Raw genomic sequence first — 14,106 nt, forward strand, 5'->3', positions numbered from 1 at the left:
GCCTAGACCGATCCGTCGATCCGGTGTTGCACGAGATTGCGCAACTCCATGGCGCTTACTCGCACCCGCTCCACCGCTTCCACGTCTTGAACACCGACGCTGACGCCGACGGACTCCTGACGTGCCAGCTGAAGATCTTGTTCCGCCTGCGACACCAGGCTGCGGAAAGCGCTTCCGCTGCCGCCGAGCAACTGACGCGCCTGGGCGAGAGTGGCAGAACCATCTTCTAAGGCAGCCCGTGCTCGGGCGTCTGCCAGGACATCCGCCAGGATTCGGGTATTGCGAGATTCGCCGAGACCGGTCTTGCCATTGTCGTCCCGCTCGAAGATGAAGCGCGCGATAAACTTCCACTTCCCAAGGACCAGCTCGTGCATGCTCAAGTCCTGGCTTCCTTGCAGGCCGAGATAGTCCACGATGTTTGAGTACGCAAGGACTGAGGGAATAAGGGAGAAATTGATGCTCGTTTCGGAGAGGCCTCGGATATCGAAAAAACCGTTCTCTTCCAGCACCTGGTACAGCCCGTAAGCTGTCAGTAGCCGTCCGACATAGTCTGACCGGCTTCCGATGGATCTGGCCGTGCTCCGCAGGCGCTCCTCAACCGTTCCCTCTTCGCCCTCAAACTGTTGTTGGAGGAACCGCGCCTTGGCAAGCGGATCCCACTCCTTAATTCCTGTTACGTGCCGGTACCCCAGGTGAGCGAGGATGGCATCGCGTGACGCAAATTTGAGACACGGGATATGAAGGACCTTGGTCGGGTCTGCACCTGCAGCAACCTCACGTACCGCGTGCTGGCTGATCGGTGCTAGGTGCGGCTCCGACAAGAGAGTGCACGCTGCGAGACGCCGGTTGCCTTCCACTACAACCCAGCCTCTGCTCTCCATTGCGGGCGAAACTAGCAATGGCTCACCCGGGAAGAACCCCTGCTTCGCGATTGATCGCATCAAGTCGATCAACCCTGCATCCTGAAGCATGAACTTAAGAACTGCTCGCTGGTCCCCTCCATCAAGAGACGTTGGGAAGCGCGGGTTTGCGGTGTCGAATTGGAGATCGGCTAACGGTACATAGTCAAAATCGGGGGTGTTCGAAGGCATGGCGCTCCTTCCAGGGCGGGCACTATCAGCGTGTCCTTTTAGGACAAGACTGTCGGAGTACCCGGAGCGCGGTCAAGTCGAGGCGCTTTGGGGTTCGCTGCAGGGCGTCGGATGGGGCATCATGTTCATTATCTGCGTCGCGAGGTGTTGGTTTGGTTTGAGGAGTTGGACTCCGATGGCTAAACAGAAGCTTCGCGCCGGAGAGCTTGGAACCATTCAGGTGATCACGCTACCCAGCGGCAGGTTTCAAGCTCGTGCCCGCCTCTGTGATGAGGTGGGGAAGTTGCATCAGCTCAAAGCCAGTGGCGCTACCGCAGCCCTTGCAGAGACCGCGCTGCGGGAGAAGGCTGATTCGGTGCTGAACGATTCGGGCGGCCCGACCCTCGGTAAGGACGCCACTATTACGCAAGCTGCTGTTGTGTTTCTCTATGACAAGGGTCGCTCGGGCACGGTTGAGGACTCCACAACGGAGGCTTACGAGGCTTCGGTACGGAACGTGATCACCCCGACCTGCGGCGACCTGTTGTTGCGGGATTTCACGGTGCGTCGGTGTAATCGCATCCTTGCGGATATTCGGGAGCAGCGGTCGTTGGCGGCGGCGCGGAAAGCGCGGAGCGTGCTGTCGTTGATCTGCCAGACCGAGATCGAGTACGACATCTTCTCCTTCAACCCGGTGCGGGACGCCAGGCGGTTGCCGTTGCCGGAAAGGAAGACCTCGGTGCTTACTCCGGAACAGCTTCTGCTGGTGCAGCGACTCATCCGTGCTTGGCGGAAAGACTCGGGCTATGGGCCGCGCCCAAATGTGGAGACGCTGGAAAACGCGATGTGGATCATGGTCGGCACCAGCGTCCGCATCGGGGAAGTCCTCGCGCTGCGCCGTTGCGATGTTGACGTGGCGTCGAGCCCATCGAGCGCGTTGGTGAACGCGACGATCAAACAGCAAAGAAGAATGGCATTTACCGGAAACCGTCACCGAAGCGGACGCGGCAGAAGCGGCGGATCGTGCCGCCGAGTTTCACTGCGGCCGCCGTCCGTAGCCAGCTCGCCCGGACGGGTAGGGGAGTGGAGGCGTACTTGTTTGCGACGAAGACGGGCAAGCCGCTCAGCGTCAGCAACTACGAACGCCTTCTGCGCACCTTCATCGACGACAATAAGCAAGAGTTAGAAGCAGCGGGCATCGAGACTGACCAGTTCAGCACGCACATCTTCCGCCGCTCTACCGCGACGCTCATGGAAGCCGTTGCGGGGACTACGCTCGCCTCCCGATTGCTCAGGCATGCGAACGAGCAGATCACCCGCGCTAGCTACGTTGTCAGCGCCGAGTTGGTCGACCCGATCACGGCAGACATTATCGACGATGCCTTCTCAGAACTTCGTTGACACCCGGTGGCCTATGGGTAGCGCGCCATGCTGCGGTCAGCGCAGTAGAGGATTCGGTATAAGGAGCTGAGCTGCATTGGACTGACTCTATGGTGCCGTGAAGTTCGTTCCTCACACAAGTACGCGACTCGCTGCCCGTGAACCGCAACTGAAGGAACGGTGCCATCACCAATGATGATTGAACGACTCAGCGACTTGGGCAACGACGGAGCTGCAAAAAACCGTCAAGGCTTGCTTGCACCCGGCCGCGTAGAGACCCCTGCGCATGGAAGGGTATCGGAGGCAATTGCTCACTGTCGGGAGTGAGCGAACCATCGCAGATGTGGGCTTCATTGGGTGGAAATTCTGACCGTTCATCTGGCTGTTGGTCTAGGCGGTGAGGAATCTCACACCGAGAATTCCTACATGCCCCTGACCTGCTGGTTCTCGGGGCGGGGGTTCCTGTCGTTCAGAACAACAGACCGTACTTTCTCCCGCTATTCATTGATAGGTCAATACTGTTGGCGGCAGATGCCTTTTTGGCGTCGATTCCTGCTTCGTCTGTGACAGTCAGGGTGTAGCGGCGACGATTGTCAGGCCCTGGTGAGTCGCGAGCAAAGAGCAAAAAAGTACCTTGATAAGTCTCGACGCCGTTCTCTTCAGGGATCGGCAGATTGATGATATCCATACTGTTGTTGCTGAAGCGAACGGTGCGGTCGTGGTAGTCGTGACCGATGACTCTCAGATCTATCGCCCCGAGGGTGGTGTCTCGGGGGACTTTCTCGGACGCGAAACCGAAAAAAACGCGAGTCCCTCGAGGGGTGTTGAGCTGGCTTCCCGGTCGAGTGCCCCGGTTACGAATCACTGACGAGGCATCTATCCACAGTTCCTTGGCTGCCGCGAGTTGGACGGAAAGATCTCCGGAAATCTCATGGTCTTCCATGGAAGCTAGATAATGCCGCGTTGCTGGGGTCTTTTCCTCGCGGATTCGTGGGGGTCTCGGTAGCGCACTGCGCTTTAGTCGGTACTCATCGAGCACGTTATCAAGCGCGTCAGCATTTTCCCATGTGTCTTCGAACCATTTGTGGACAGATTGTGCCCGTCTCAAGTCGTTCCAGGCGGTTGCGTGTGACTTCCAGGTCTGAGTTGTGACCACTTCGGCACCGGTCGAGAGCGCGCTTGCGGTTAGGTTGGCGGATCCGACTACCAACGCGCGCAGGTTTGGATACTGTTCCACGCCGAAGCTGAACACCTTGGCATGGAACGCCGATTGTGGTCGCAGAGCAGGTGAACTTAGCACTTCTCGTCCGTTGGGAATACGCACCTCAGTGTTGCCGATCTCGGCGAGACGCGTGAGCGCCTTGGGCTGCGTAAACCCGAAGTCTAAACTGACGAGAAAACGTTTCCGGGCTTCGGCCCAGCTCGGGCCTGCCAGTTTCTCTTCGAGAAGTCGGACTCCCTCAGCGGATGCATACGCGACAGCGATATCGATGCATTCGTAGTCACCGGCCCTGTCGGCAGCATGAGCAATCGCTTCAAGCACGACACCGACTCGGCCGATGGTGGAATCCTGCGCGTGAACCGCGACCTGGTAGCAGGAGTCCTCGAAGTCGGCTAGCCGGTTTGTGGTTCGCGTTGAGCCCCTGGGCTCAGCGGCGTGTGCTTCCCGGTCATACTTCGCACGCGCTGCCATGAAGACTCGGGCGTTCACGTCATATCGTGTAACGGCAGCGACAACCCCATCCTCGGATTGGAAAAGATCGGCGTTGCTGTACACTCGCCCGCAACGTGAGCACACCGCGAACGCTGCAGGATCAGATGATCCGGAAGCTGCGAATGTCAGTCGGCCGGTCGGATCAGCGTAAGCCCAATCCTGGACGTACAAGTCACTTCCTCCGCACGCACATCGCTGCTTCTCACTGTCGACGTCCATGGTGAGGCTCCCACGGACGGGAATAGTGGGGTACGGCCAGCTTCTCTCAATCATTTCGTGGCACCAGATTCGACATTCTTTCGGCGGGATCTTTTGACAGCGATCGGCAGCTCGTTGGCTGTCGTGAGCTTGGCGTAGCTGGTGAACAGCGCGCGCAGTCGGCTTTCGTCGCTGACGGCACCTCTCAACCCAAAGCACTTGTCGACGGAGGAGTCGAGTTCGCGGTGTGCTCGCACGAGTTCCGGGGACATCGCGAGGGGGTTGTAGTGGTCTGCCAACGAGCGTTCAGGGTGTAGCGCTCGCGCATCCAACACGGCCCGGCCGCCAGCGATGACGGCAGCCCGCTCTTTGTCGGTCATTGGCAGCAGGGGAAACGTGTTCCAGGTCAGCGTGTTCGAGAAGCGCAAGTCCGACTTGATACGACCGCCCACCGCCTTCTGCCAGGCGATGAAGGCTGAGGAGGAGATGATTGCGAACGCGATGCCATCCGGGTCATCAGCTTTGAAGTTCGCATCACCGCAGATTACTTCCGGTGGAAACACTGCGGTCGGAAAGTAGCGTCGGGTTTCGCTAACGTGACGTGGAACGCACACGTATGGCGTGTCTGGTTGGGAGCGCTGACCGAACAGGTGCGGAGTCTCAGCCATCTTTCGAGTTGACTCCGCAGCGGAGTCCGCCCGGAACTGCCGGACGGCATCCAGTCGGCGCCGCAGAATGGGCGAGCGGGCGATGTCACTCGGGTCCAGATCGACGAGCCAGAAGCACCAGCGCGGCTCGTTGTGGATGAGCTGACGCGCACCTACAAACGGTCGGATGTATTTCGCCGCTACGGGGTCTGCGGAGACTTCGTCGTAATCCTCGACCTCGATTAGGAGGTTCCCGCCATCACGAGCCATGTTGCCGAACACCATCTGTGGAAGTTGCGGAGCCAATAGCGTACGACGCTGCTCGACGAGTACGTTAGGTCCGTCCACCAAGTAGCCGTTGAGCTGTCCGATAACTGGCAGCTCAACGGCTTCACCCTTCACGTTGCCTGAGTAGTCGAACAGGCGAGCGCGTTTTTTCTGTGTTCGGTCGAATCCTATGACAGAGCAGTGCACCGCGGCGGCACCGGGTGCTTCGCTTGTCCAGGCGAAGGTGCGGTGCGCAAACTTGATACGCCATGCGGCAGCGAAGACAGGACCGAACAGTGCCGGCACCGGTTCGCCCTGCGCAATTGAGTTCGTGGACACGAAAGCGAACTCTCCTGCATACCCTGGTCGGTTGAACAGATCGAGGGATTTGGCGTACCAGCCGGTGACGTAGTCGAGTCGGCCGATGTCTTTGCGGCGCCACACGTCCCGCAGTTCCTGGGCCTGCTCATTCGAACGGGTCGCGTGGCCGAGGAATGGCGGGTTGCCCATGATGTACAGATGTTCGGTGGGCTCGACGACGTCGCCCCAGTCCGTGCGTAGCGCGTTATCGACCTGGATGCTTCGGATTTTGTTCAGTGGAAGGGTGTCTGGCGCAGCACCGAGGGCCAGCTCCATTGCTTGATTGGCCTGGTGTTCTACCAGGTGGAGGGCAGTGGCAGCGATCTGTGCTGGCCATTCCTCAAGCTCAATCCCGTGGAAGCTCGACAGCCGGACGGAAAGGTGCTCCTCGGTGAAGAACATCGTGCGAGCTGTGTCGCCCGAGAGCTCCTGGATACGGAGGAGGATTTCAAGATCGAGCGCGCGCATCTGTCTGTAACCGACGACGAGGAAATTGCCGCATCCGCACGCTGGGTCGAGGAATCGCATCTGGCCCATGTCCGCGCGCAGCTTCTTGAGCGTGGCGGTGTCGTAATAGCCGTCCGTGAACCGCTGCCGCAGCTCGTCAAGAAACATCGGGCCGATGACCTTCAGAATGTTTGTTTCGGTGGTGTAGTGCTCGCCGAGCTCGCGACGTGCGGATTTATCTTTGACGGCTTGGAAGAGGCTGCCGAAGATGGCAGGCGAGATCGCCGACCAGTTGAACATCGCCGAAGCGATCAGCCGATCGCGCATTTCAGTATCGAACGAGGGGATTGACACCGATTCCTCGAAGACGCCGCCGTTGACGTATGGGAAACGTGAGATCAACTCGTCTAGGTTTGATTGCCGCCGGCTAGGGTGCCGACCCATAACCTGGTATAGCAGCGATAGCTGCGGGCCGAGATCAGAGCCGTCATGAGCGGTACGCGTTTCAAGGAACTCGAGGAATAGATCGCGATCCCACACGCCGGCGTCATCGGCATAAAGTGCGAAGAGAGTGCGTACCAAGAACACCGAGGCCTCGTGATCGTCGTACCCCGACCCCTCAAGAGCCTCGTACAGCGAAGCCATCAGCTTCGCGGCCTTGATCGATGCAGCTTCCTGATCCTTTGATCCGAAGGTGCGTTCACCGTATCCTGAGAGGAAGGCCAGCTTGTCAGCGTGTTCCCGCAGCTGAGTCAGCGTGAACTCCTGGACACTGTCATTCTCGGCGTGCAGGTCGAGTAGGCGGAGCCTGCGGAAGTCGCTGGTGAGAACCCAGCGGGGGACCTCCGGATCGGGGAGGTCATCAATGTAGTCGAGCGCTTGTTTTTCGGCGGCGACGAGATCTTTACCGGCGGATTTCATCTCGATCAGTGCGAGACCGGGGACCAGGGCATCGATGTATCCACGTGAGCCGGTTGAGGAGCGCTTAACACGCTTCTCATAGAAGGCAGCTCGGGTCTGGGTGATCCCGTATACCCCGAGCAGGTCCCGAACGAATGATTGAGCTTGCTGCCGCTCGTCCCCGGGCTCGTCTTGCCAATCGCGAATGAACTGCGAGGCTCGAGTTCGGATCTCATTCATCGACAAAGACTTTGGCACGGTTACTACAATATCGGTCGACCGTCAGGCCTCGACTGAGCGCTTAGCGCATCGGAGGTCCTCTGAGCCTTCGCTGAGCTAGGCGATTGGCGATGTCAATCACCAAGGTCCTCGAAATAGCATCACAACCGCACTCAACCACGGGTCTGATGCACGTTTAGGTGACAGTTTGGTCAGGCAGCGAGTGCGAGCTGTTCGTTCATGATGGTCGCGTATTCGATCGGCGTCAAACGCCCCAACCGGGCCTGTCTGCGGCGTCGATGGTACGTGCGCTCGATCCAAGTCACGATCGCTGACCGGAGCCCGTCACGAGTACCCCAGGTCTTGCGGTTCAGGACGTTTTTCTGGAGCAGGCTGAAGAACGAGTCCATCGCCGCGTTGTCACCTGCAGCACCAACGCGCCCCATCGAACCGGCCATGCCATGACCGGTGAGCGCGCGCTGTAGTTTCCGGCTTCGGAACTGCGATCCGCGATCCGTGTGCAGTTACACACCCACGCACGTCTCCACGGCACAGCACAGCGTTATTCAACGCCGTCACCGGGGGCGCGGACGTCATCTTTGAGTCGATGGAGTAACCCACGATCCGGTTTGACCACACGTCTTTCACCGCGCATAGGTAGAGCTTGCCTTCACCAGTCCAATGCTCGGTGATGTCCGAAAGCCATAACTCGTTCGGGGTAGCGGCCACGAACTCGCGCTGCACCAGGTCGTCATGAACGGGTGGGCCAGGATTCCTGCCTTTCCCGCGGGCTTTCTTCTTCCCAAACGCTGACCACCACTGCTGATCGCGGCAGAGCCGCCACGCAGTCCGGTCACACATCGGTTCCCCGAGAGTCCTCGCTTCGTCGGCGAGGAACCGGTACCCGAACTCGGGGTCCTCAAGGTGGGCGTCATGGAGCGCGTTCGCGCGATACGCCTGCACGAGGTCACGCCCGGTGACTGGACTACGCAGCCACCGATAGTAGGGCTGGCGTGAGAGCTTCAATACCCGGCACGACACCTGGACGGGGATCCCGTCGCGGGCGAGCTCTTTCACGAGCGGGTAGAGCCTTTTCCCGGCAGGTGCGCCTGCGAGAGATACGCGGCCGCCCGACGAAGCACTTCCACTTCTTGTTCAAGGAGCTTGTTATGTTTGCGAAGCTCACGAAGTTCCGCATTCTCGGAACGCGTGACGCCGGGCTTCTGGCCATGTTCGACGCGTTCTTCTCGGAGCCATTTGTCGAGGGTGCTGACGTGGATTCCGAAGCCTTTCGCGATCTGCGCCAGTGTGACCTCCGGGCCGCGATCCAACGCGATCCTCACGACGTCATCACGGAACTCTTTGGGATAACGAGGGGGCATAGGTTCATCCTTCCAGGCCAGCAGAAACTAGCCATGTTGAATGTCACCTAAACGTGCATCAGACCCTTCCTCCGCTTGCTCCAGAAGTAGGTCAGGTCAGAGCGGAAACCAAACTTCATGTCAAGTCGGGCGCAGGCTGAGAGCGCAAGACGGCCCATGCCCGAGCTTGGCGACAACGCTTGCGTCGTCGTCGTCGCCAAACAAGACTGACGTGCGGGAAACCACATGCGGACCACATCACGCCTCATTTGCGGTGTCGCGTGCAGGGCGTGAATCCATACGGTTGGGCCATGTCGGGTTCCCCAACCATCCGCGTTTCAGCTCAGCTCGGACGCGCCGCTAGCAGGCCCTCCCTGGTCGTTCTGTCGGCCTGCCTCGCTCAAGTCATCATCGTTCTCGACACCACGATTGTTGCAGTCGCGCTCCCTGACGCGCAGTTGGATCTGGGGTTCGCCAGCGCTGACCGTCAATGGGCTGTCACTGCATACACACTCGCATTCGGATCCCTGCTCCTTGTAGGGGGACGCGTGTCAACCTTCCTTGGCGCAAAACGCGCCTTTCTGATCGGCGCAGCAGGTTTTGGCATCGCGAGCCTTCTTGGAGGCCTTGCGAATGACTTTGGAACTTTGATCGCTTTCCGTGTCCTCCAAGGAGTCTTCGCCGCGTTGCTTGCCCCTACAAACCTCTCGCTCATGAATGCTGCGTTCCCAGGGGCAGCTGGACGGTCCAAGGCCTTTGCAATCTTCGGCTCCGTCGCAGGGGCTGGTGCTGCGCTGGGGCTTGTTCTGGGCGGAGCGCTTACTGAGTTGGGGGATTGGAGGTGGTGCTTCTTCATAAATGTCCCCCTGGTCGCTGGAACAATCCTCGTCGCGATCAATGGGCTCCGCGGCACGGCCGGCAGAACTTCGGGTTCACTCCTTGATGACGTGACCGGACTACTGTTGGGAACCGCGTCGGTGTCGGCACTGGTGTTCGCTTTCTCGTGCGCCGAATCCGACGGCTGGACTCACTTATCGACTCTGGTGTTGCTCGTCGGCGGCGCAGTTCTCGCCATCGTATTCGTGATCCGTGAACGATTGGCGGCTGAACCTCTTGTCCCGTTGAGCCTGCTCGCTGACGCTCGGCGTTCGTCTTCGTATCTCGCGATCGCCCTGGTCGGCTTCGCTCAGATGGGCGCGTCCGTGTACCTCACCTTTTACCTGCAAGAGGACCTGGGGTACTCGCCGCTGCGAACTGGACTCGCTTTCCTCCCCATGGTTGTGGGGCTGATCGTCGCTGCAATCGTTAGCACGCGATTCCTTGTGCCTCGCTTCGGACTCGGAGTCGTCCTGACTGTTGGCCCTCTCATGCAAAGCATCGGCTTCATTTGGTTGTCTGGTCTGGGAACCGTGGACGAATACGTTTCAGAGTTGGTCTCGCCCATGGTGGTGATAGGGATGGGGCTCGGGACCGTTATGGCTCCCGCGATGTCTTCCGCGACCGTGGGTCTTAACCCAGCACGGGGCGGCCTTGCCTCCGCACTCGCCAACACAAGCCAACAGCTGGGGGCCTCACTTGGTGTGGCTTTCCTCAGCACGATCGCAACGTCGATTGTGTCCGAGCGAATAGAGGCTGCGGCTCCTCTGACGCGAGCTGAGGCTGCCACTGTTCGTCTCTCTGCCGACGTCGCGGCCTACTCCGCGGGATTTCAATGGCTCGCAGGCATCACCGCGTTGGTCGCGGCCCTCATCGCGATGCGCTTCGCCCTCGGCCGACTTGTCGGTGGCCAATGAGCGTGAGAATCATAGCGGCCCGCCTCCCCGCAGACCTGGCAACGCTCGATCGAGGCGGCTGGAGCCCAGCGTCAGCCGCTCGAGCGGCGATGATCGCCCGCAAGCACCGCGCAATTGACCGGGTTCGATCACGGATGGCTGATTACCTCCTTCACCACGTCTGCGGCGCTCCAGCAGGGTACGACCACATCGGTCGGCCGATACATCCCACTGGCGCTGGTGCCTCTGCAAGCCACGATGGAGTATGGGTGGTCGCGGCTACTGCAAGGTACGCGATTGGGGTCGATGTCGTCGCCATTGACCGGGCTTCATCTATCCCCAATACTGCGTTCGACCCGCTTGAGCTCACTCGAATCGGCAAGGGCGTTACCAGCGAAGCCCAGCTACTCAAGGCCCGGATATGGGCGGCGAAGGAAGCTCACCTCAAACGACTGGGCATAGGCCTACTCCGCCATCCGGGCACGATAGTCAGCAGTCCGTCCGCTCGGCACATCCGCATTCTCGACGGCAACGATTCTTCGTGTGTTGCCCTCCAAAGTCTCGACGCGAGCCACATCCTCGCTGTCACGGTCCCTGACGAGAACACCGGGGTCCAGCTCCTTGAATACACCACTCCGATCGATGCGCGGCGCAATCAGGCCCGCCCCCGCTACTCGGCCCCCGAAAGGACTTAGTGATGATGACGAACACCTTCGGCCCTTACCCTGCAACATCGGCACAGCGCAGCATGTTTTTGCACTCTGCTGCCCACCCGTCCGACACTGCGTTCGACCTCGGATTCGTCTTCCGGGTCGAAGGGGACGTCGACCGCGCTCGCCTCATCGATGCGACACGCGCCGTATTCTCGGCTACGACAGCATTCTCAACCACCTTCCGGCACTCTGACGATGGTTTGATCGCTGCGCCGGGAACAGGTGTTGCGCGAGTGCTCGAGTTCGATCGGACACAGACGCCGACAGAGCTTCTCGAAGCCATGGTCCTTGAGGAAACCGAGCAGATGCTCGCATCAGGTCCGATTGCCCCGCACGATCCTCATCAGGTCACGGCTCGTTTCTACTACGGTCGGAAGACGTTGCTCCTCTCCTTCGTTGCCTCACACCTCGTCAGCGATGCGTACTCCTTCTATCGAGTCGTTGGCATGATCTCGACGCTGTACGCATCGATCGAGGCTGCATGGCCCGATCTCGTAAGTGGTCTAGGTGAGCACCCCGGCACCGTCGCTCCGCCGCCCATCTCTCCCCGGTCGATCGATCGCTACCGTGCACTCGTCGAAACGGTACCTGAGCCAGCTTCCTTGCCACTTGCAGTTCGCGACCGTGGGCGAATCAGAGGAACCCGCTCGCGGCTCCGGCTCGATGGGCCCGAAGTTCGTGCGCTGCGTGAGAGCGAGATGGTGGGGGAGTACGGTTTGGCGGCCGTTCTCTTCGCCGCCCACGCCCATGTCCTGAGTCGCCTTGCTGGCTCCGGGGCGATCACCGTCGGAGTACCAGTTGCAGGCCGTGCGGGGCATCGAGCTAAGAATGCCGTCGGCTTCTTCGTAAACACTCTTCCGCTCCCCGTTTTGATCGACGGAAGCACGACGTGGCGGAGCCTGTGCGGGCAGATCTCCTCCGGTATCCGAACCCTCCAGGGCGCTCAAGGTCTCAACATCCACGGGGAAACTGGCTCCGTCCTGTTCCCGGGGCCGAGAGCGACGGTCGACAACGCCGTGACGTTTTACGCTCAGGATCTCGCTCTCGAACTTGAGGGCGCTAGTGTGGTCTCTCTTCCCATAAATCGCACGGATCTCCCGTATCCACTCACAATCACTTTCGCCGATGAACAGGATGCGATTCGCATCGAGGTTGGCGTGTCGGATGCCTTCCATCAGCCGACGGCAGCGGCGCAGGTGATGCAAGCCCTCGCTCTCGCGACGGCACAGCCTGACGCTCTCGTTGTCGACGATGCCGTGTTCGACGATGCATCAACGTCATCCAGCCCCGTGGAAGTTGCGAAGCCCGAGCTCACGGTTATCGACCTCATCCGTTCGATCGCCGTCACCCAGCCCCACTCCATCGCCCTGAGCGCCGACGAAGAGATCAGCTACGCGGAGCTCGCTGACCGGATGCTCTCGGGCGCCGGTGAACTGGACGCCCATGAAGCCAGCCGGCTCGTGGTTGTGCGGATGAGAAAGAGCATAGACGCCGTGATTGCGATCCTGTCCGTCCTCGCATCCGGTCGAGCCTACGTTCCGATCGACCCCGCCGCACCTCCCCACCGCGTCCAGCTCATCCTGAGCAAGATCGCCAAGGAACTCGATGCATCACCAACGATTCTCGTCGACGATAGTGCCACCGGCCCTGGCGAGATGTGTGCCGCAGTGATTACCCGCACATCGCGGCGCACTCGGCCAATGCGCCCGCCGACAGTAGCGGATCGCGCCTATGTGATCTTCACATCGGGCTCCACGGGGGAACCGAAAGGAGTCGTCGTCTCTCACAGTGCGCTTTCGGCGCTACTCGGCTCTGCTCGTTCGGTCATCAGTTCGAGCGCCGGAGACCGCTGGTGTCTCTTTCATTCACTTGCGTTCGACTTCAGCGTTTGGGAGCTCTTCGGAGCGATTACTACGGGTGGCACGCTGATAGTTCCACGCCCAGAAGAGGTGTCCCACCCTGATGCCTTTGCCGACCTTGTCGAGCACGCGGGTATTACGGTGCTCAACCAGACACCATCCGCGTTCCGGCGACTGGCTGACGCTCTGCGCAGAAGCACTCGCACTTTTCCCGACGTTCGCGTGGTTGTCTTTGGGGGCGAGGCGCTCCACCCCGCTGATCTCCGGTCCTGGCGAGGCGAAGCGAACGCCCAGACACGATTCATCAACATGTACGGGATTACTGAAACGACGGTACATGTGACGGCAAAGGAGATCACGGAGCCCGAGATTGACTGTGAAAGTCGGAGCATGATCGGGGAACCCCTGGCACATCTTGGCATCATTATCCTCGACGAGCTCGGCCGCCCAGCAGCAGTTGGCGTGGCAGGCGAATTGCTGGTCTTCGGCGCTGGCCTCGCGGACGAGTATCTCGGGCAGGAAGAGCTGACGGCAGCCAGATTCCGCACCATCGAGGTCCAGGGGCGCAAGCTACGCGCATATTGCACAGGCGACCGTGTGCGCCGCGACATCGACGGAGAACTCGTCTACCTGGGGCGCATCGACCAACAGGTCCAGCTGCGTGGTTACCGAATCGAGCTAGGAGAGATCGAAGCCGCCATCGCTGCGACCGGCCGAACGAGCGCAGCGGTAGCTGCGCTCGTCTCACCGGAGGGGCGGGAACCGTTCCTCTGCGCTTGGGTCGTCACCACCTCTGAGGAGGACGCAGACGCCATCCGCGCGGAGCTCGGGGATCACATCCCGTCGTACATGGTTCCGGCCGTCGTCGTAGCCCTCGAGACGATCCCGATGACTCGGAACGGGAAACCGGATGTCGCCGCCCTTCCCCTTCCTGCACATGAGACGGACGAGGAAGTCGACGATAGCCTCTCCGGGCGCATCGCTCGGGTCTGGGCGGAGGCGATTGGGGCTGGGCGTGTGCGAGCTCAAGACCGCTTCCTCGAAGTTGGCGGCACCTCGATGCACGTGATGGAAGTCCACGAGCGATTGCGCACTGACCTCGGGCTACACGACTTGACGCTCGTCGACCTCTTCGAATATTCCACCCCAGCCGCCCTGGCCGACTACGTGCTCAGCACTCGCGCCTAACCCAGAAGAAG

At 60.3% G+C, this 14,106-nt stretch carries 7 protein-coding genes and 1 pseudogene; 4 read left to right on the top strand and 4 right to left on the bottom strand.

The annotated features are described in order from the left end of the window. Positions 1-2: 2 nt before the first annotated feature. Entirely contained in the window at positions 3-1,091 is a 1,089-nt protein-coding gene (locus U874_RS0110685) for a ParB/Srx family N-terminal domain-containing protein (RefSeq protein WP_157834250.1), read from the bottom strand. A 1,002-nt stretch (positions 1,092-2,093) separates the two neighbouring features. Here U874_RS0110685 and U874_RS15825 point away from each other — a divergent pair. Then, a complete protein-coding gene (locus U874_RS15825) occupies positions 2,094-2,471 on the top strand; it encodes a tyrosine-type recombinase/integrase (RefSeq protein ID WP_025134534.1) in 378 nt (125 codons plus the stop codon). Positions 2,472-2,919: 448 nt separating this feature from the next. On the opposite strand, the gene U874_RS15550 is transcribed toward U874_RS15825, so the two are convergent. From U874_RS15550 to U874_RS14380, 3 genes and pseudogenes are all read right to left on the bottom strand, one after another. Beyond that, a complete protein-coding gene (locus tag U874_RS15550) occupies positions 2,920-4,161 on the bottom strand; it encodes a hypothetical protein (RefSeq protein ID WP_157834251.1) in 1,242 nt (413 codons plus the stop codon). Positions 4,162-4,433: 272 nt separating this feature from the next. Continuing rightward, positions 4,434-7,223, bottom strand: coding sequence for a DNA methyltransferase (locus tag U874_RS0110695; RefSeq protein ID WP_029988262.1), 2,790 nt, complete (start codon positions 7,221-7,223; stop codon positions 4,434-4,436). A 191-nt stretch (positions 7,224-7,414) separates the two neighbouring features. Then, a pseudogene (locus tag U874_RS14380) lies at positions 7,415-8,584 on the bottom strand (IS3 family transposase). A gap of 290 nt (positions 8,585-8,874) precedes the next feature. On the opposite strand from U874_RS14380, the gene U874_RS15165 reads away from it, so the two are divergent. The 3 genes from U874_RS15165 to U874_RS0110715 all read left to right on the top strand — a co-directional run bounded on the left by U874_RS15165 (position 8,875) and on the right by U874_RS0110715 (position 14,095). Next, complete coding sequence (locus tag U874_RS15165) at positions 8,875-10,356, top strand: MFS transporter (protein ID WP_025134538.1); 1,482 nt, start codon at positions 8,875-8,877, stop codon at positions 10,354-10,356. A 134-nt stretch (positions 10,357-10,490) separates the two neighbouring features. Beyond that, positions 10,491-11,030: a 4'-phosphopantetheinyl transferase superfamily protein gene (locus U874_RS15930; protein ID WP_369802351.1), complete on the top strand. Its 540-nt coding sequence runs from the start codon at positions 10,491-10,493 to the stop codon at positions 11,028-11,030. A gap of 2 nt (positions 11,031-11,032) precedes the next feature. Further along, the gene (locus U874_RS0110715; protein ID WP_081809984.1) at positions 11,033-14,095 is read left to right on the top strand and encodes a non-ribosomal peptide synthetase; all 3,063 of its coding nucleotides are present in this window, start codon (positions 11,033-11,035) and stop codon (positions 14,093-14,095) included. The last annotated feature ends 11 nt before the right edge of the window (positions 14,096-14,106 follow it).

This window comes from Leucobacter sp. PH1c (assembly GCF_000633415.1).
Lineage (GTDB): Bacteria > Actinomycetota > Actinomycetes > Actinomycetales > Microbacteriaceae > Leucobacter.